The 18,474-nt window shown below is 66.2% G+C and carries 20 protein-coding genes and 1 pseudogene; 6 read left to right on the top strand and 15 right to left on the bottom strand.

Annotated features, from left to right (window positions below):
* Positions 1–44: 44 nt before the first annotated feature.
* The 10 genes and pseudogenes from KY465_RS15370 to KY465_RS15325 form a co-directional block, all read right to left on the bottom strand.
* A complete protein-coding gene (locus KY465_RS15370; RefSeq protein ID WP_219202987.1) occupies positions 45–446 on the bottom strand; it encodes a DUF3168 domain-containing protein in 402 nt (133 codons plus the stop codon).
* Positions 443–778, bottom strand: coding sequence for a phage head closure protein (locus KY465_RS15365; protein WP_219202986.1), 336 nt, complete (start codon positions 776–778; stop codon positions 443–445). Before KY465_RS15365 ends, KY465_RS15370 begins: the two co-directional genes overlap by 4 nt.
* Positions 778–1,344, bottom strand: a complete 567-nt coding sequence (locus KY465_RS15360; protein WP_219202985.1) for a head-tail connector protein — start codon at positions 1,342–1,344, stop codon at positions 778–780. The genes KY465_RS15365 and KY465_RS15360 overlap by 1 nt, the downstream gene beginning before the upstream one ends.
* Positions 1,345–1,421: 77 nt before the next feature.
* Complete coding sequence (locus tag KY465_RS15355) at positions 1,422–2,681, bottom strand: phage major capsid protein (RefSeq protein ID WP_219202984.1); 1,260 nt, start codon at positions 2,679–2,681, stop codon at positions 1,422–1,424.
* Positions 2,682–2,721: 40 nt separating this feature from the next.
* A complete protein-coding gene (locus KY465_RS15350) occupies positions 2,722–3,270 on the bottom strand; it encodes an HK97 family phage prohead protease (protein ID WP_219202983.1) in 549 nt (182 codons plus the stop codon).
* A 152-nt stretch (positions 3,271–3,422) separates the two neighbouring features.
* Positions 3,423–3,725 (bottom strand): annotated as a pseudogene (locus KY465_RS15345) (DUF6107 family protein); the annotation flags it as partial.
* A gap of 30 nt (positions 3,726–3,755) precedes the next feature.
* Positions 3,756–5,000: a phage portal protein gene (locus KY465_RS15340; protein ID WP_428983041.1), complete on the bottom strand. Its 1,245-nt coding sequence runs from the start codon at positions 4,998–5,000 to the stop codon at positions 3,756–3,758.
* A 181-nt stretch (positions 5,001–5,181) separates the two neighbouring features.
* Positions 5,182–5,475, bottom strand: a complete 294-nt coding sequence (locus KY465_RS15335) for a Dabb family protein (RefSeq protein WP_219202980.1) — start codon at positions 5,473–5,475, stop codon at positions 5,182–5,184.
* Between the two features lie 116 nt (positions 5,476–5,591).
* Positions 5,592–6,866 carry a DNA-packaging protein gene (locus tag KY465_RS15330; protein ID WP_219203305.1) on the bottom strand — a complete coding sequence of 425 codons (1,275 nt, stop codon included), beginning with the start codon at positions 6,864–6,866 and terminating at the stop codon, positions 5,592–5,594.
* Between the two features lie 128 nt (positions 6,867–6,994).
* Positions 6,995–7,684, bottom strand: a complete 690-nt coding sequence (locus KY465_RS15325; protein WP_219202979.1) for a hypothetical protein — start codon at positions 7,682–7,684, stop codon at positions 6,995–6,997.
* Positions 7,685–8,222: 538 nt separating this feature from the next.
* Here KY465_RS15325 and KY465_RS15320 point away from each other — a divergent pair.
* Both KY465_RS15320 and KY465_RS15315 read left to right on the top strand, forming a co-directional pair.
* Positions 8,223–8,537 (top strand): hypothetical protein, encoded by a 315-nt coding sequence (locus KY465_RS15320; protein ID WP_219202978.1) that lies wholly within the window; start codon positions 8,223–8,225, stop codon positions 8,535–8,537.
* Positions 8,538–8,644: 107 nt separating this feature from the next.
* Positions 8,645–8,893 carry a hypothetical protein gene (locus KY465_RS15315; RefSeq protein WP_219202977.1) on the top strand — a complete coding sequence of 83 codons (249 nt, stop codon included), beginning with the start codon at positions 8,645–8,647 and terminating at the stop codon, positions 8,891–8,893.
* 85 nt (positions 8,894–8,978) lie between these two features.
* Here KY465_RS15315 and KY465_RS15310 read toward each other — a convergent pair whose 3' ends face one another.
* Complete coding sequence (locus tag KY465_RS15310; protein WP_219202976.1) at positions 8,979–9,458, bottom strand: YcgN family cysteine cluster protein; 480 nt, start codon at positions 9,456–9,458, stop codon at positions 8,979–8,981.
* Positions 9,459–9,731: 273 nt separating this feature from the next.
* On the opposite strand from KY465_RS15310, the gene KY465_RS15305 reads away from it, so the two are divergent.
* From KY465_RS15305 to KY465_RS15295, 3 genes are all read left to right on the top strand, one after another.
* On the top strand, positions 9,732–12,023 hold the full coding sequence (locus KY465_RS15305) for a transglycosylase domain-containing protein (RefSeq protein ID WP_219203304.1): 2,292 nt from the start codon (positions 9,732–9,734) through the stop codon (positions 12,021–12,023).
* 91 nt (positions 12,024–12,114) lie between these two features.
* The gene (locus tag KY465_RS15300; protein WP_219202975.1) at positions 12,115–12,702 is read left to right on the top strand and encodes a DUF1214 domain-containing protein; all 588 of its coding nucleotides are present in this window, start codon (positions 12,115–12,117) and stop codon (positions 12,700–12,702) included.
* On the top strand, positions 12,692–13,243 hold the full coding sequence (locus KY465_RS15295; RefSeq protein WP_255561743.1) for a DUF1254 domain-containing protein: 552 nt from the start codon (positions 12,692–12,694) through the stop codon (positions 13,241–13,243). The genes KY465_RS15300 and KY465_RS15295 overlap by 11 nt, the downstream gene beginning before the upstream one ends.
* Before the next feature lie 73 nt (positions 13,244–13,316).
* Here KY465_RS15295 and KY465_RS15290 read toward each other — a convergent pair whose 3' ends face one another.
* Positions 13,317–13,562, bottom strand: coding sequence for a hypothetical protein (locus KY465_RS15290; protein WP_219202974.1), 246 nt, complete (start codon positions 13,560–13,562; stop codon positions 13,317–13,319).
* Positions 13,563–13,797: 235 nt separating this feature from the next.
* Between KY465_RS15290 and KY465_RS15285 the strand changes: the two genes are divergently transcribed.
* Positions 13,798–14,955: a hypothetical protein gene (locus KY465_RS15285; protein ID WP_219202973.1), complete on the top strand. Its 1,158-nt coding sequence runs from the start codon at positions 13,798–13,800 to the stop codon at positions 14,953–14,955.
* A gap of 34 nt (positions 14,956–14,989) precedes the next feature.
* On the opposite strand, the gene KY465_RS15280 is transcribed toward KY465_RS15285, so the two are convergent.
* The 3 genes from KY465_RS15280 to KY465_RS15270 all read right to left on the bottom strand — a co-directional run bounded on the left by KY465_RS15280 (position 14,990) and on the right by KY465_RS15270 (position 18,278).
* Positions 14,990–15,346, bottom strand: a complete 357-nt coding sequence (locus KY465_RS15280) for a DUF1491 family protein (RefSeq protein ID WP_219202972.1) — start codon at positions 15,344–15,346, stop codon at positions 14,990–14,992.
* Between the two features lie 81 nt (positions 15,347–15,427).
* Positions 15,428–16,378, bottom strand: a complete 951-nt coding sequence (locus KY465_RS15275; protein ID WP_219202971.1) for a peptidoglycan-binding domain-containing protein — start codon at positions 16,376–16,378, stop codon at positions 15,428–15,430.
* Positions 16,353–18,278: a sensor histidine kinase gene (locus tag KY465_RS15270; protein ID WP_219202970.1), complete on the bottom strand. Its 1,926-nt coding sequence runs from the start codon at positions 18,276–18,278 to the stop codon at positions 16,353–16,355. Before KY465_RS15270 ends, KY465_RS15275 begins: the two co-directional genes overlap by 26 nt.
* Between the last annotated feature and the right edge of the window lie 196 nt (positions 18,279–18,474).

Genomic DNA, 18,474 nt, shown 5'->3' with positions numbered 1-18,474 from the left:
ATGGTCTCCTGGGTTGGGCGTTCCGGGTGTTATGGGCGGCGGGTTCAGGCAGCGGTCTCGACCACGGCACGGAAAGTGACGACGGCGCGGTAAAAGCGGCTTTGCGCCTGGCGTCCGGCGCGACTGCGCCAGTGGCGCAGATTGACCAGCGTGGCGCCATCGAGCGTCAGCGGTTGATCGTGCAGGGCGGCGCGCACCGCCTCGGCGAGGGCAGCCACTTCCCGCTGGCCGCCCTGTTCCGACCAGGCCTCGATGTCGAAGCGATGCTCGAAGGTGCCGTCATCGCCGGAGAGCGGCTCGACCTGCCAGATGCCAAGATGCACATAGGGCAAGGTCTTGCGCAGCGGCCGACCGTCGAACACCTTGCCGGCCCCGGCCAGCGCGCTGATGGCGGCATCGCCGGCAAGGCGCTGATACACCGCCGCCTGCAGCAGATTGGCGCTCATGGCTCCTCCTCCTCGCAGTGGCACGTCAGATAGCGGCCAGACGCATCGGGATCCGAGATGGCGCGGATGAGCAGAAACCGGCCGTCGAAAATAAAGCGCATTCCGCGCAAGAGGCCGGTGCGGTGGCGCAGGGTGACGCGATGGGTGTGGATGGCCACCTGGCGCGCCGCCTGCTCGCCGGGCGTTGCGCTCAGCGGCTCGATCAGCGCCCAGAGCTGCGTCACATCCGCCCAGCTCGTCGTCGTACCGCCCTGGCCGTCGTCGCTGTCGAGCGGCTGCTGCAGGAGAAGACGCGCCGACAGGCGGCCGGGATCACAGTGAAATGCCGGCATCAGATCGCCCGCCGCTGCCAGGGGGCGACCAGCGACGCATAGCCGTGCGGCACGGCGGCGGGCTGCATTTGCGGCGGCACGGCACCGCGAAATTCGTACATCAGCGCCACGTGCAGCAGCATGGCGCGCTGCAGCTCCGGCGGAATGTCGGCGGCGGTGCCGAAGCCGGCGGTGAAATCGATCTCGATGCCATTGATCTGGCGCGCGGTGGCCGCGACGCTGCCCATGTGCAGTCGTGCCGGACGGGCGCGGCCGTCAAGGACCACATCCGTGACATCAAGACTGACGGGAAGTCCCGCGGCGTCGTAAACCCGCATCGAATCAATTGCCTGGATCGGTGACTTGGCAATCTGAATCACCGGAGCAGACGGCCAGTCGTCGAGAAAAAGGCGGAAGGACTGGGTCAGCAGGGCGAGACCGGTGATCGCTTCGCAATGGGCGCGGGCGGCGGCGATCAGATTTTCAAGCAGACTGTCCTCGGCATCGCTCTCAAGGCGCAGATGCGCCTTCGCCTCGGCAAGCGAAACCGGTTCGCCGAGCGGCGGCCCGGTGAGAATAAGGGTCATGCGCCCCTCCCCGCGTCACGGAAAGAAAAAGGCCGCCGCATGGATGCGCGGCGGCCGTACTACGGTTCTCGCCAGGTTCAGGCGATGGCGAATTTGAGAAGCTTGATGGCCTCGAAATTCTGCACGCCGCCACCGACGCGCTTGGTGGTGTAGAACAGCACATAGGGCTTGGCGGAATAGGGATCGCGCAGCACGCGCACGCCGGTGCGGTCGACGACAAGATAGCCGCGCCGGAAATCGCCGAAGGCGATCGCCGTGGCGCTGCTGGCAATGTCCGGCATGGCTTCGGCTTCGCTGATCGGGAATCCCATCAGGGAGGCCGATTGTCCGATGCCGGCGGGCGGCACCCAGAGATAATTGCCGTCGGCATCCTTGAACTTGCGGATCTGCGCCTGGGTCGAGCGGTTCATCAGGAAGCGGCCATTCTGGCGGTAGCCGGCTTTCAGCGCATAGATCAGTTCGATCAGCCGGTCGGAAGGATCGAGGCCGAAGCCGCCATCGCTGCCGGTGGCGACATGGCCGAGATTGCCCCAGCTCCAGGCGCTGTCGGCCACGCTCGGATAATCGGTGAGGCCGCGCGGCTTGTTGACGCCGTCACCGGATATGAAGGCAATTGCCTCCTGTTCGGCGAATGCCGCCTCGACCTCCGAGGCGATCCAGGTCTCGACATCGAGCGCCGCATCGTCGAGCAGCGAGGCGCTGGCAGCCGGCATGGCGTACAGCTCCATGGTGGGAAACTGCAGCTCCGCCAGTTGCGGCGTCGCCGTCTGCGGCCGCGCATCGGTTTCCCCGACCCAGCCGACCGCCATGCCGTCAAGCGCGAAGGGCTTTTTCAAAACCGCGCCGGAGACCTGGCGGACAGTGGCAATGGCCCGCATCGGCGACAGGTCGGCAAGGCGCCGGCCGATCTCGCTGTCGAGTTCGTCGGGCACCAGATAACCGCCATCGGGGTCAGAGGCGCTGGTCATAGCCTTTTCCTCGCACAGGCGCAGATTGCGCTCCTCGCCGCGGCGGATATAGGCGGCGAAGGCGTCCTTGTGCTCGCTTATCCCCTCCCCGGTTCGCCCCGCGGCCAGCGGCGGACGCGCGGCGCGGCGGGTCAATTCGTCCAGCCGGCGCTGCTGCGCGTCGAGGGCATGGTTGATGCGCTCCGCCTTCTCTTCGGTGAGAACATCGGCGGCCGAGCGCCGCTCGATCTGCGCCAGGCGCTGGTCATTGCTGTCCTTGTAGGCCTCGAAGGTGGCGATGAATTCGTCGAAGGCGCCGGCAACCTCGCCGCTGCTGGCCGTCTTGGTCTCAAGGGATGGCGTGGCATCATTGGTGCGGGTCATGTGCATGGTCGTGTCCTTTTGATCGGATGGAGGAAGGAGACAAGCGTTACGCGCCGTGGCCGGCGACGATGCGGGTGGCGCGGCGGATGGTGGCGATCAGGTGCTCTTCGGGCGAAAGATGCTTGACGGAGGTGACGCGCGCTTCCGGCTGCATGGGAAAGGTGACGATGGAAATCTCCCACAGATCGGCCATCAGGATGCGCCTGACGCCGCCCTTTTGCTGGCGCGCTGCCTTGAGGGTGCGGAAGCCGATCGACAGGCCATCGAGCGCCCCGGCTTTCATCAGGGCGTGAATCTCGCGGCCGCGGCTGGTGGCCAGCGCCAGCTTGCCCTCGACATGCAGGCCGCGCCCGTCCTCGCGGATGGCAGTCCAGCGGCCGATCGGCTGGTCGGGATCGTGCTGGAAGAGCATGCGGATGTCGGGCGGGCCGCGGCGGCGCAGACTGGCGGCAAAAGCGCCGGGGGCGATGATGTCGTGGCCGAGATCGAGACTGCCGAATATGCTGGCATAGCCGGAAAAGGAGCCATCGCCGGCGACCTCCTCGAGATCGAGTTCGACGCGCTTTTTCTGCCAGCTCGGCTTGCTTGCCGTCATGGGTGCTCCTTCCGCGTTGCATGCTGCTTGTCTTGCGCTGTCCCGTCTGCTGCGGCCGGCGGGCGGCTGCCATGCGGGCGATCCAGCAGCGGGGCGCGGTGCCGCTCCCTGCCCTTGCCGGCGGCGCTGGTGCCGGTCTCGGTGCGGCGGCCCACCCGGCCGGCCAGGCGCGACAAGGCGCCGAGCCCCCACCAGGCCAGCATTGAGGCGGCGGCCGAACCCATCAGCATCGTCTCGACCGGACCAATCGCCTCGGCGATGGCAAAGCGCTGGGCCAGGGCGGCACCGACCGGTGCGCCGAAGACCAGCCCGGCGGTCACGCCGGTGAGGCCGCGGGCCGCCGCTTCGCGGGTCGAATGCGGCAACAGATAGACGAGCGAGACCAGGGCGCCGGCGACGGCTCCGCCGAGGCGAGCCGCCAGCAGGGCACGGTCAGGATCCTCGATGGCGCTCATGGGGCGTCTCCGATGACTTGCGGGATCGATTCAATTGTCTTGCGAAGTGAGTCCGGTTTTCTCGCCAAGCGCTTGATAACCAAGAGCTTCCCTCTTTTCGTCGGCGGTCAGGAAGTCGGCCCTCGAGAGCCGGTTCCACAGCGCCTCGCGTTCAGCCTCGAGACCGGGCAGCCGGTCGGCATCGAAATCAAGGCGGATGCCGGCGCCGTAGACCGGGGCCAGCCAGTTGCTCAGGGCGGCGGCGGTGCGGGCCACCAGCGGCAGCACGGTCTGGCGGCAGAAGGCGCGGTTGGCCTCCTGGTAATTGGCATAGGTCAGATCGCCGGGAATGCCGATCAGCATCGGCGGTACGCCAAGGGCCAGAGCGATGTCGCGGGCGGCGCCATTGCGGGCCTCGACGAAATCCATGTCGCGCGGCGTCAGGCCCATTGCCTTCCAGTCCAGCCCGCCCTCGAGCAGCATTGGCCGGCCGGCACGGCTGGCGCCCTGGTAGCCCTCCTCGAGCTGCTGCTTGAGCCGATCGAACTGCTCTTCGGTGAGATTGCCGCCATCCTTGGGCTGATAGACCAGGGCGCCCGAGGGGCGGGCCGAATTGTCGAGCAGCGCCTTGTTCCAGGTGCTCGACTGGTTGTGCAGATCAAGCGCCATCTGGGCGGCGCCGAGCGGTGGAAAGCCGGCATGGTCATCGAGCGGGTGGAACAGGCGCAGATGCAGAAGGCCGCGGCCTGCGACCGGGTCGACGGGATAGCGCCGGCGCTTGTTGCCGACGCCGTATTCATGCGCCACCGGCCAGCCATCGGGACCGGCAATGGTGCGCACGCGGTCGGGCCGCAGGATCTGCAGGCCGATCAGGCCGTCGCCGCCGGCAATGGCGTCGAGCCAGGCATTGCCGGAAATCAGCAGATGGCCGTAGAGGGTTTCGAGAAACTCGGTGCCGGACACCTGCCCGTTGGGACGCGCCAGAAGGTCGAGAACCGGATGCCGCGGGTGTTCGCGCTCGCCCTCATAGACGAGCCAGGGCGTCGCCGCCGCCGTCTCGGCGATCATGCGCACGGCGCGGTGGGCCACCGGGTTGCCCATGAAGCCCTCACGCGCCAAAGACGGGTAGCTGCGCGCCGTCCAGGAGGCGCCGATGCTGGCGCCGAGCGCCGCCAGCGCCGCCGGCAGATGCGCCTTGCGTTCGGCATTGGGAGGTGAGGCCTCAGGGGGTGGGGCATCAGAGGGCGGGGCGTGCGTCGGGTGGCGCCCCGGCGCCCATGAAAACGGCAATCGCACGGTCCAGGCCATTGGCCGTCCTTTCCTGCAAATGCGCCGATCGAGCCGAAGATCAAGAATCCTGCGGCCGTGCGGCGGGCATGAAAAAACCCGCCGGGAGAAAGCCGGCGGGCGAAGCTTGATCGTCTGGTTCGCGCCGGCGCGAAAAGCCGGGCGGGCGAAAAATTTCTGGTTCAGGCCCCTAGGGCTGTTCGGATTCGAAATCGGCGGCGATGCGCAGATCGCGCAAGGGGCGGACGACCTCGATCGACTGCTGGTACAGCGGCTCTGCCTTGAAGGCGGCCAGCGCCGCCGCGTCGTCGAATTCGCCGTAGACGACGAAATCGACCGGCTCGGAAATCGTGTCGCGGACGCTGACGCGGCCGACCTCCATGAAACGCGCATGCGGCGTCCTGGTCAGCATTTTCAGACCTTCATAGACGGCCTCGGCATTGGCGGGATCCTTGGCGCGGAAGAAGACGATATGGCGGAGCATGTTTGATTCCCGTATTAACACTGGCCCGTGACAACGGCCCGTAATGCCACTGGCCCGTAACAAGACTGGCGCCGAGGTAACCGATCCGCCGCGCGAGAACAAGCGGGCGGCGTTGACTACAAATGCCGCAGGCTGGGCTGGCCGCGCCGGCTGAGCATCAGTTCGCTTAAGGCCCAGACCAGCGCGTCGAGGCGGTCGGGCGATGCGCCCGAGGACAGGCCGTCGCGGCCGAAGTCGCACATCTGGTCCTCGAGCGCCGGAAAGTGGCCGGCATGCACCACCCTGCCCTGCTCGTAAAGCGCGGCCACCGGCTCGGCGCGCAGCCATTTGCCGCGGCTGGCATGCACCTTGCGCAGCGGCAGTTCGGGCGCCACCGTGCGCAGCACCGCCTCGACCATGTCGCCGCCCTGGTTGACCTCGGCAACGACGCAATCGGCATCAAAGCGCCGGTAGAGCGCCACGGCGGCGCGCGCCCAGGCGGTCGGGCCGGCGGCCTCGCGTGAGGCGTCGGCGAGCACGACGGCGCGACCATCCTCGCCAAGGCCGGCGGCGACAAGGCCGCAGCAGGAGCCTTTCGCGGTGCCGGAGGTCGGCGGGTCGATGGCAACGACGATGCGGCGCAACGGTCCGGGCCGGCGGATGACGAGCTCTTCGAGCTGGCGGCGGCGCCACAGGCCGTCCTCGCGGTCGGCGATCAGTTCACCGTCCAGCTCCTGGCGGCCAAGGCGGGTGCCCTGATAGCGCGCCCTGAGCGCATTCAGAAAACCCGGCGCCAGATTGGCGGCGTTGTCGGCGGTGGCGCTGCGCACCAGCACGGTGCCGGCATCCTTGACCAGGGCCAGAAGCAGCGGCGTCGGGCGCGGCGTCGTTGTGATCAGCTGGCGCGGGCGCGGTCCGAGGCGCAGGCCGAACTGCAGCATGTCCCATGTGTCGCGGGCATGCCGCCACTTGCCGAGCTCGTCGCCCCAGGCCACTGAAAATTGCGGGCCGCGCAGGCTTTCCGGGTCCTCCGAGGAGAACATCTGGGCGATGGCGCCGCTCGGCCAGAGGAGGCGGCGGCGGCGGGTCGCCTCGAGACGCGGGCGCTGATGCCGGGCAATCGCCAGGATGCCGGAAATGCCGTCGACCATCACCTCGCGGGCATCGGAAAAGGTCTCGCCGACAAGGGCAATGCGCCCGTCGGAGCCGAGCCCTTCCGCCTCGCCGCTGGCCAGCGCATGCACCCATTCGGCGCCGGCGCGGGTCTTGCCGGAGCCGCGGCCGCCAAGCAGCAGCCAGGTGCGCCAGTCGCCCTGTGGCGGACGCTGCGCCGGATGGCTGATCAGCGGCCAGAAATGCGGCAGAGCGCGCAGGCTGTCATCGGACAGGCCGGCGATGAAATGCGCGATCAGCTCGCGGCCACCAGCATCGGTATTGCCATCGGAGCCAGCCGGCTGCGCGGCGTCTGCCGCGGCCCTGATCGGCACGGTGTCGGGCACGATGTCCGGCCTGTTGCTTGGCAAGGCGTCCGGATTGCTGGCTATCGGTCCGCTCCGGTAGCCGGGCCAGCGGAGGGATCTGCGCCGGCGGAACACGCGTGTGCGGCAGGTCCTGCCCCGTTATGTCCACCCGTCGCTTGTGCCGGCGCAGCATTATCAACAGTGCCGCCAGCGCCCGGCTGCCGATCACCGCTGTCACCGCTTTTCTCCTGCGGCTGCCCCGCATGCCGCCTGGCAAGCGTGGCAATCAGATCGCTGACGGTGCGGTGCAAGGCGGTGCGCTCGGTGCTGCTGAGTTCCCCCTGCCCGTCGCGCTGCGCGGCGGCGATCTGGCTTTCCAGCTGGTCGATCTTCTCCAAGGTGCGGGCGATCAGCGACACGAGGTCGATGGCCGCCTTGCCGTCCACCGGCTGCGCGTCATTAAGAGGCGCGGCGGCGGCGAAGCGGTCGAGTTCGCGCGACAGGACGGCGCGCATCTTGACCAGCATGCGCGCCGTGCCTTCGGGATCGCTGTGCCCGGCGCCGCTTTCGACACGCCGGTCGAGCGCATGCTTGACCTCGAGAATACAGGCGGCCGGAGCCTTGCGATTCTGGGACTGGCAGACGGGCGGCGGGCAGAGCGGCGGCGCGCCAACAGTCGTCGGGCCGATGGGCGGCGGGCCGACCGGCGATCGATGTGCCGCGGGCAGCGGCGCATGTGTTTTCTGGCCGGAAACAGAGTGATCCTGCATCAGCAAACCTCCAGGGGTGCGAAATTTTCGGAACGGAAAACGAAAAAAAGCGCCCGCAAAGGGACGCTCAGGCAAACGGCAATTGTTTTGTGGGCGAGGCGATGGAAGCCTGCTGACGATGGTTGCGGCTGCCGCTGTATCCGTCGCAGCCGCTCGGTCTGTGACTGCGATTACGAGTACGACTGCATCTGCGACTGCGACTGCGACGGGGTCGGGGTCGGGGTCGGGGTCGGGGTCGGGGTCGGGGTCGGCTTCGGCTTCGGTGACGGTGCCCGCGTCTGTGCCTGTGTCTGTATCGGTTCCGCATCTCTATGGCGAAGCCGAATCCGCCGGCACCAAGCATGCACCTCCGGATCAGCGAACCGCCTCACCGGCGCATTTCTGTGACGATGACAGAACCCTAGCAGATCACCGTTGCGGTTGCAAGGATTATTTTCCTATAAATCGAATCTGCCATCCTGCTTAACGGATACTAGCAACAGCAGGACGAATTATAAAACAACTCGCAAATAACGCAAAGATTTGATAGTAATGAAGGATGAACAAGCTGGAAGCACCTCTGCCAAATTCTGTGACGATCCCAAGCCAGATCATTGAGAAATGGGTGGATATACCGGAAACGCAATTTCTCGATCTCCGCGTCACCCGCGTCGACATGGACAGATTGTATTTCTCATTTGACAACATGGCGCGTGCGCAAGCGTTATTCCAGGATGCCATCATTGCGCACTCAAATGGTCAGGTGGACGAGGCAAATCATCTCAATCACGAAAGCCGGCGACTCCTGATCGAGGCTCAGAACGCCCATCGGCTTTTTTTCATGGCCTTGATGAGCTCCGTTGTTGCAAAATGACTGAAAGCGCCCCAGATTTTGCGGATGGTAACGTTGTCCCTTTGAAGGACGATTTCGGGCCGCCGGGCAAGAGCGGTCCCTTGTCACCAACGGGAGGAGGAGGTGGAATGAACGGTCTGGAAGCCAGAGTGGCGTCGCTCGAAGCCTACACAGATGCGATCAGGTCGGACGTCGCAGCTATCAAACCCGATGTCAAAGATTCGCGAGAGCGTTTGGTACGCATAGAAGAGCGGGTGAGCGCCTTGCCAACGAAGGGATACATCAACACAGCCGTCGTTGGGGCGATCACGCTCATAGGCGCCTTCATTGCATTTCAAGCGCAGATTCAAGCGTTCTTCGGTACGCTTCCGCAATGAGAGGTGCGCCGCTGGTTCGGTGAATCGCGCCGACGGACCTGCATGGTCAATCGGGTCGTCGCTGAGCGCAACCCTCCCCCCTCACCTACCCCGCCTTCTTTCCCTCTTCTCCCGCCGGCTCTTCCTCCGGCCATTCGACAATATGATCCTCGAAATCATCGAGGTTGATGTCGCGCTCGCTGACGGTGCGGCCGCGCACCGATATGCCGGCGGCGTGCACGCTGTCGGGATCGCCGGAGACCAGCGGGTGCCACCAGTAGAGATCGCGGCCCTCGGCGACCAGGCGGTAGCCGCAGGTGGGCGGCAGCCAGGTCAAGGCGCGCACGGTCTGCGGCGTCAGGCCGATGCAGTCGGGCACCTCGGCCTGGCGGTTGTGATAGTCGCTGCAGCGGCAGCTGGTGCCGTCGAGCAGGCGGCAGGCGATGTTGGTCCAGGCGATCTCGCCGGTGTCCCAGTCCTCGAGCTTGTTGAGGCAGCAGCGGCCGCAGCCGTCGCACAGGCTTTCCCATTCGGCGGGGCTCATCTCCTCGAGCGTCGTTCGTTGCCAGAAAGGCACGTCGTCCATGAAAGTCCCCGGGGTTGGCTGGCGGCGGGCAATGGTGCCCGACTGCTGACTTGTTCTTGTGGTCAAAATACGCCAAAACCCAAATGATGTCAGGGTGGGCGCTTGCCCGCCCTGCGCGCCTGTCCTGCGCGCCTTTTTGCCGGCCCGCCGCCTGGCCGACTTGCCGGGCGGGTGGCGGTTCCGCTCGCGGCGGCGGGAGTGTAGACTGATTGCCGGCCCGGCTGGCGAGGGAGCACGACGTCTTTGAAAAAACTGCTGAATTCTCTGGGCCGGATGCTGCCGCGCGGCGCGTGGCGGCGGCAGGATTCACCAGATCAGAAGGCCGCGCCAGATCAGCAGGCGGCGGCGGATCATGAGATTGCACCGGAGCAGGACGGCGCGGACGAGACGGCGCGACCTGCTGCTCCGGCGGCGCGCGTGCCGGAAGCAAAGCGCGCAACCTTCCTCCTGCGGCTTGATTCATGGATCGATTCGACCCTGTGGGATGCCGGCTTCTCGGCCGGCGAGCGCTGGGAAGAGATCACCATCTTCTTCCGCCGCTTCCGCGCCCGCGGGGCAATGAAGGTGGTGTCCGAAGTGGCCGGCGAAGGCATGAATATCGGCGTCGCCGGGGCGGTGCTGATGCTGGCGCTGGCGCTGCCGGCGTTCGAGGAAACGGCGGGCAACTGGCGGGCGCGCGATGATTTCGCCGTCACCTTTCTCGACCGTTACGGCAACGAAATCGGGCATCGCGGCATCATCCACGAGGATTCGGCGCCGGTCGATCAGCTTCCCGACCATCTGGTCAAATCGGTTCTGGCCACCGAGGATCGGCGGTTTTTCGAGCATTTCGGCATCGACTTTTTCGGCCTGGTGCGGGCCATGACCGAGAATGCGCGCGCCGGCGGCGTCGTCCAGGGCGGCTCCACGCTGACGCAGCAGTTGGCCAAGAACCTGTTTCTGACCAATGAGCGGACGATCGAGCGCAAGATCAAGGAGGCCTTCCTGGCGGTGTGGCTCGAGGCCAATCTGTCGAAGAAGGAAATCCTGAGCCTGTATCTCGACCGCGCCTATATGGGCGGCGGCACCTTCGGGGTGGCCGGGGCGTCGCAGTTCTATTTCGGCAAGGACGTCACCGATGTGACGCTGGCGGAAGCGGCGATGCTGGCCGGGCTGTTCAAGGCGCCGGCGCGCTATGCACCGCATATCAATCTGCCGGCGGCGCGGGCGCGGGCCAACGAGGTGCTGACCAATCTGGTGCAGGGCAAATTGATGACCGAGGGGCAGGTGATCGGGGCGCGGCGCAATCCGGCCGACGTCATCGACCGCGGCGCCATTGAATCTCCCGATTATTTCCTCGACTGGGCGTTCGAGGAGGTCAAGCGGCTGGCGGTCCGCTTCGATCAGCATTCGCTGATCGTGCGCACCAGCATCGACATGGGCCTGCAAAAGGCCGCCGAGAGCGCCATCAAGTCCAGCCTGCGCCAGTCGGGCGCCGACATGCGCGCCGACCAGGGCGCGGCGGTGGTGATCGAGAGTGGCGGCGCGGTGCGGGCCATGGTCGGCGGCCGCGATTACGGTGAAAGCCAGTTCAACCGCGCCACGCGGGCGCTGCGCCAGCCGGGCTCGTCGTTCAAGGTCTATGTCTATGCGACGGCAATGGAAGACGGATACACGCCGCAATCGACGATCACCGATGCGGCGATCACCTGGAATGGCTGGTCGCCGCGCAATTACGGGCGCAGCTATCGCGGCCGGGTCGACCTGACGACGGCGCTCGCCAAGTCGATCAACACGGTTCCCGTACGCCTGTCGCGCGAACTCGGCACCGATGTGGTGGCGGAGACGGCGCGGGCGATGGGCGTACAATCCCCGGTCCGCACCGACAAGACGATGGCGCTCGGCACTTCGGAGGTGACCGTTCTCGACCAGGCGACCGCCTATGGCGTGTTCATGATGAACGGCAAGCAGACGCGGCGGCATGGCGTCACCCAGATCATGAACTACCAGGGCGAGATCCTGTATGATTTCCGGCGCGATGAAGCACCGGCCAAACAGGTGCTGAGCACCAAATCGACGGCGGCGATGAACCAGATCCTCAGCCAGGTGCCGGAATGGGGAACCGGGCGGCGGGCCAAGCTCGACGGGCTGAAGACCGCCGGCAAGACCGGAACCACGCAGGCCTACCGCGATGCCTGGTTTGTCGGCTATACCGGTAATTTCACGACCGCCGTCTGGTTCGGCAATGATGATTACACGCCGACCAACCGCATGACCGGCGGTTCCCTGCCGGCCAGTACGTTCAAGCGGATCATGGATTACGCGCATCAGGGTGTGGAATTCAAACCGATTCCGGGGATCGAGGATGCCGAGCCTGACCGGCAGATGATCGCCGCGGCGAAACTGTCGAGCAATGCCGCAACCGGCGAAGGCGATCTGATGCCGCGCGTGCGGCCGCGCTCGCTGAGCCGCGATACAACCCGTGTCTTGCGGCAGATCCTGACGGCCTTGCGCACGGCACCACCGCTTGACTCGGATGAGCTGGCGGCGGCGGCGGGGATCGAGACGAACGAGGCGCAGGAATGATGCGTTCCTGCGGCGCCTTCGTGTTCAGCGGCCCGTCACGCGGTCGCAATAGCGGCGCCTGCGCCGCGCGCCAGTGCTGAAGGCTCAGATCTTGTTTCGCCTGCCGCTTTACGTTCTCGTTGCCCTCGTGACCGCTTTCGGCGGTGGCAGTTGGGCAACATTGCGCCTTCTGGACGCGACATCGGGTTTCGGCGCCATCTCTGTCGGGGCATGGGATGCCTATCCGGACATCCAGACGAAGCGGGCCGATCCCTATGCCCGCGCGCACCGTTCCGAAGAAGGCCGGCTGCTGCTCGGCCAGGCGGAAGGCCTGTTATTCACCGCGCTTGCCGATGATGCCGGGCGCGACCTGCGCGGCGAATGCCGCTACCGTTTGTCGGGGCGCACGCCGCCGGCACGGTTCTGGACCTTGCGCGCCACCGACGAGGACGGGCGACCGCTCACCGCTGCCCCGGAAAAACCTGACAGCTTGCAGTCCTGGCGGCTTTTGCAGGACCAGAACGGCACATTCGAGGCGGTGGTCGGCCAGCGTCCGGCGCCCGGCAACTGGCTGTCGGTGACACATGCCGGGCCGTTCCGCCTCGTCCTGACCCTGATCGACACGCCAACCGCCTCCTCGGCCGGGCTTGGCGAAGTGGCGATGCCGGCCATCACAAGGATGGGCTGCGATGCTGCGTAGCCTGCTTCTGGCGCTGTTTACCGGTGTGGTCGGCGGGGCGCTGCTGCACATCATCATCATTCTGGCGCTGCCGAGCTGGACGGGCAGCGATGCCTTCTCGCGGGTCGTGGCGCTCGGCGAAACGCAGCAGTTCTTCACGCTCGCCAACGAGGCCAACGTCACCGGCCTGTTCAATGATGATCCGCATCTGCGCTCGGCGGTCTGCCGCTTCGATCTGCAGGAGGCGCCACTGCGCATCACCGCGCGCGGCGTTGTCGCCTTGTGGACACTGGCGATCTATGACCGGCATTCGGACGAGGTGTACTCGATGAATGACCGCGCGGCGATCGGCGACGGGGTCGACATGATCCTGGGGACAACGGCACAGATGCTCAAGCTCAGGCGCAACATGCCGGAAGCCCTGCAGCGGTCGATCTTCGTCGAACTGGAGAATCCCGAGGGGTTTGTCGTGCTGCGCACGATCGTGCCGGACCCGAGCAGTGAACGGCAGGCGCGCGGCTTTCTTTCCGAGGCCCGGTGTCAGCCGCTGGCGCTGGGCTAAGGCGCGCTTGCGGCCCGGTCTAAGCGGAGGCTGCACCCAATCAGGCGGCAGAGCCTTGGCGCGGCACTCAGGGTCAGGCGGGGTCGCCGCCCGGCTTGACGGCAAGGGCACTGCGTCGGCCGCGCTTGAGCTTGCGGGGCCGCGGCGCAATCGTCTCGCCCTTCGCAGCAGGCTTTTCCGCCAGAGTATGGCTGGTGTGGCTGGTGTGGCGCTCGTAGCGGATTCCGGTGAAAAACAGTATGTCCGCGGGTCCTTTGAGCGCGCCGCCGCGTGGCGCGGCAGAGCGTGGGGCCGGTTCAAACCTCAGAAGTGTTGCCATGTCTTGTCTCCGTGTCATGGAGCGCCATCCGCAGTGTGGCAGAGTGGCGGTTCCGGTCGATCCATCGGATCCCAGTCGGGCGTTCGGTCAAACACCCCGGCTGTTCCGCTCGGGAAACACGCACAACAGGACTTCCCCTGAAGGCTTTATCAAGCCCGTACATAGTTAACAGCTCGCTAACGTTTTTCGGATATTTTTAAGTTCAAATGTCATTGCGTATGCGTAGGGTTGTAGTGTGTCGAACCGTTTTCGTGATCTGGAAGAACCATCCTCAAAAGAAGCGCGCAAGGATGCGCTGCTGATCGCGGCGGTCAGCGGTTTTGAAAGCCTGGCGCGTCCGGCGCGCCACGATATGCTGCGCTTTGCGGCGCTGTTTCCGCAATTGTTCGACCAGGCGAGTGTCGCGGCCCGGCGCACGGCGGCGGCGGCGTTGTCGCGGCTGCCGCGCCTGCCTGAAGAAATTGCCGAACTCCTGGTCAACCAGCCGATCGAGGTGGCAGCACCGTTCATCAGCCATTATGCGGCGCTGTCCGAGGCGATGCTGGCACGCTCGATCGCCCGCAACGGGCCGGCGCATGCGCGCGCGGCAGCGCGGCGCAGCCAGTTGTCACCGGCCGCACTGGCGGCCCTGTGGGCCCTCGGCGACAAGGGGGTGGAGCGCGCCCTGACATTGCGCGGGCTGACGCTCGAGACCCAATTTGCGGCCCCGATCGAGACGCCGGACGGGGGCGCGGTCATCGAACCGGGCGCAATGCCGCCGCTGGCCCGGCTTGACGAACTGACCAGCAGCGATGCCGCCTCCGAAGGGTTGCGCGATCATCTGCGGCACGCCGCGCAGCACGACATCGCGGCCACACCGCCGCTGGCGCCAGCCGCTGCCAATGACGGCGGACCGGTCGTGCACCGGACAGCCGGCCTGCTCGCCGCCTATCGCGATCTGGGAAGCGACCGGCAGCGCACGCAATTGCAGCGGCCCGACATTTCGCGGCTCGAGAGACTGGCCGGCTGTGACGACGCCGCGTGGCTCGCCACGGCCCTGGCCGATGCGATGGGATCGAGCTTTGCGCTCGCCGAGCGGATCATGCTCGATATTTCCGGCCGGCAACTGGCGATCGCCATGGTGGCGCTCGGGTGCAGCCGCGACGCCACGATGCTGGCCCTGAAGACCTCCTTCGCGCATCTTCGTGCCGAGGAGAATGGCCAGAACCGCTGCGAACGGTTGCTCGCCGAGCTCGACCGGGCCGAGTGCGGCTCGCGGTTTGCCGCCTGGCTGCGCGCCGATGCCTATACCTATGCAAGATCGCAGGTCACCGTCGACCCGGGCGTCGAGACGGTATCCGCGCCGGCTGCCGTCAATGACGGGCTGGCGCAGGAAACGCAGAAGGTGGGCTGAAGCCTATCGTGGCATTGCGGGCTCAAGGCACGCGTCAGCGGGCGGATTCATCCGGCACGATGTCGAGGTATTCCTCCGGCCGGTCGGTCTCCAGTTCGACGATCCAGATGTCGGGATCGAAGTCCCGCTCGCGGCGCAACGCCTCGGAGATTTCCCATTCGGGCTGGTCCCGCTGACGCCATTCGAAGCGCCGGTCCTCGGGACGCCCGGTCTCGAAAATCGATTGCGGTGCCGGCGCCAGACGGCTTTCCCGGCCATTGCGATGGCGGATGCGAAAGTGAATGGCGCCGGCCTCTTCAGAACCGCGCTGCTCCACCGCCGCAAGCCCGCCCTCGGCGAACAGACGCCGTATCAGTGCAGCAACGAACAGACCGGATTTAAGGCGTGCCATGCCGTCCTCTCCCCTGCCGCCGCAACGCGCTTGCGCGCGCGACAGGCGTGTCGCTTCTGCCGCTGTTCCAGGGTCCTGACCCTAGAGCGCACCGATTTCCAACAGCTTTTCCAGAACAGCCGAGTTGGCCTCGCCGGTGACCGGCAGGCGATAGTGCTTTTCGAAAGCCTGGATCGCCTGGCGCGTGCGTTCTCCGGCGACACCATCGACGGCGATGTCGGCATAGGCAATGTTCGACAGTCCCGACTGGATGCGCGCGACGAGTTCGTCGCCCGCCTGTGTCGGTGCCGCCGCGACCTGCGGACTCGCAGCCGGCGGCGTAGCGGGACGGGTGGAAGGTTGCGGCGCCTTCGCAGGCACGACCACCGGCGGATCGTTGCGGCGCACCAGAGGTTCCGGCCGACCGCCCAGCTGCAGGCTTTCAAGCACCAGCGCTGACGGTGCGCCGGTGATCTCAAGGCCGGCCTTCTTTTGCCAGTTGCGGATGGCGGCGACGCTCATCGGGCCGATCAGACCATCGACCTTGCCGCCGTAAAATCCCTTGCGCTTGAGATGCGTCTGAATGTCGACCAGCAGCGGGTCGGCCACCGGAAGCGGTTTGGCTTGCGCCGGTGTTTCCGCTGCCCGGTCCGGAGCGCGGGCGGCTACATCGGTGCCCGCTTCCGGTTGCTGGCGCTGTGCCAGTTCGGGCACCGGAATGCTGCCGGTCGGCAGCAGATCATCACGCTCGATGCGATAGGTGGTGACCTGGCGCACCGGCACCCGATCGATGGCCTGGCGGATCAGATCCTGCGGCGCGCCGCCGGCCTGGGCCTCGGCGCTCACCGGGCGGGTGCGCAGCAATGGCGCCGGGTGCTCGCCCGGCTGATACCACAGCGCGTTGGCGGAGACGAAACTGAAAATGACCGCAAAGGCGGCGGTGCCTCCGGCGATGGAGGGATAGGCGGCGATCAGTTCGGCGCAGCCGGCGAGAAAGCCGGGCTCGTACTCATCGTCAAAGGAAGGATCATGCGAGGCGCGCTGCTGCGTCATCCGACTTTTCCTCCATTGTCTGTCTGATGGGTGAAGACGCGGTCAGGCGCGGCGGAAAGCTCACGGCCTTGCCGGAGGACGGCTCGTCGGTATCGATGCACTGTCCCTCAAGCGGCAGTTCGACCGATACTCTGGTGCCCTCGCCTTCGCGGCTGGTGATGGCAAAGCGACCGCCGTGCAGGGTCACGAGGCCCTTGACGAGCGACAGGCCGAGACCGGTGCCTTCGACATTGCTCGCCAGCGAGGCCTCGCCCTGGCGGAATGGTTCGCCGATGCGCTCCAGGTCGGCGGCCGGAATGCCGATGCCGGTGTCGCTGACCGAAAGGCAGATGCGATCGCTGCGGCGCTCGACATCGGTCGTGACGACGCCGCCGGCCTCCGTGAACTTGATGGCGTTGCCGACCAGATTGATCAGGATCTGCTGGATGGCACGGCGGTCGGCAACAATCTCGCCGGCATCGCGGGCTATGCGCCTGGCGAGCGACACACCCTTTTCCGAGGCCTGCAGTCCGAGCATGGATTCGCAGGACGCGACCGCCTCGCCGATCGCGAAGCTCTCGGTGAACAATTCGTAGCGTCCGGCCTCGATCTTCGACATGTCGAGCATTGTGTTGACCAGCGACAGGAGATGATGTCCCGACGTGTGGATCAGGCCGGCATATTCGCGCTGACGCGGGTCGCTGGACGGGCCGAAGAATTCGCGCGCCAGCATGTCGGAAAAACCGATGATGGCATTCAGCGGCGTGCGCAGTTCGTGGCTGACGGCGGCGAGAAAACGGGTTTTCGCCTCATTGGCGGTCTCGGCCTGGTGCGCCGTCGCCGCCAGCTCGGCGCGGCTTGCAACGACCTCGCTGATATCATGGCTTTGCACGACAGCCCCGGTGAATGTTCCGGCGGCATCACGCTGCGCAATCAGGTCTGCCGAGAGATGCACGAACTGCTGCGGCGAGCCGTCCTGGCGCTCCATGCGCAATTCGATGTGCACGCGCTTTTCGCCGCGGCGCAGCCGGGCGAATGCGTCGAGGAACAGGATGCGGTCGCTGACATGGATGCGCGAGAGATAGCCATTGCCGATCGGCGAGTTCATCCAGACAAGGAAATCCGAAGCGTCGGCGCCGCCATATTGGGCGACACTGCCATTGGCATCGTGCAGCGTCACGAGGCCGGGCATATGATCCATAAGGTCATGCTGGCGGCGCGTCGCTTCCGCAGGGTCGGCGGCAGCTGTTGTCTCGATTGCCGGGGCCTGCATGTCCGGCGCGTGCTTCAATGCGGCCTGTGCGCTGGCTGCCGGACCGCTCAGCCAGGCGCCGCGCAGCACGGAATAGGCGGCGATCATCGCCGCGGTCGCAAGCAGCGGATCGACCGGCAGCACCGGGATGGCCGGCACGGCGCTGACAAAGCCGAAAAGACCTGCGAGGGCGACGGCGCCGGGGACCGCCAGGCCGGCGACAAGGCCGATGCACAGGCCGCCGCGGCTGCGGCTCGACAGGGCGGCCTCGATGGGCACAAGGGCGGACACCAGGATCAATGGCGAGGACAGCCCGCCGGCTGCCGTGATCAGCGCCGTCAGGGCGATGGTGGCGCCGAGGAGAGCAACAAGACGCGCCGAACCGGAGCGGCCGGTGGTTGCCAGAATGCCGGTTGCCGCGAGCGGGATGGCGGTGGCGAAAAGCGCGATCGACAAGGCGAGAGGCAGCGGCAGGACAAGCATCAGAAGCGGTGCGGCCAGCGCAAGCAGCAGGGCTGCCGCGGCCAGCCAGCCGACGGACTGACGAACCGCTTCGGCGTGACGATCCCTTGGCAGCCGACAGGCCGACAGCCACCCTTCGGCGGCATCGGTCAGCATTGTCTCAAGAATTTCGCCCAGTTTCGCCGTCCACATGCCTGCCGAATCCATACACGCCGCAGTTCTTATCTGTTGGGCGGAAGCTTGCCATTTGCAGCTTAAGGAATGAATAAGGCAGGCGGCGCCGACGCGGCTCAGAGCGCGCCCGCAAAGCTTTTTCTTGCGGTCACGGCATGGCATCGCCAGCTATGGTTAACAGCTGGTTGGGACTGTGCCGGAACGGCGCGATGTGCCTGTGAAAGCGGCA

Source organism: Neohoeflea coraliihabitans (assembly GCF_019334345.1).
Lineage (GTDB): Bacteria > Pseudomonadota > Alphaproteobacteria > Rhizobiales > Rhizobiaceae > Pseudohoeflea > Pseudohoeflea coraliihabitans.
Note: the sequence above shows the minus strand (reverse complement) of the source record. Positions and strands in the feature narration are given on the sequence as shown.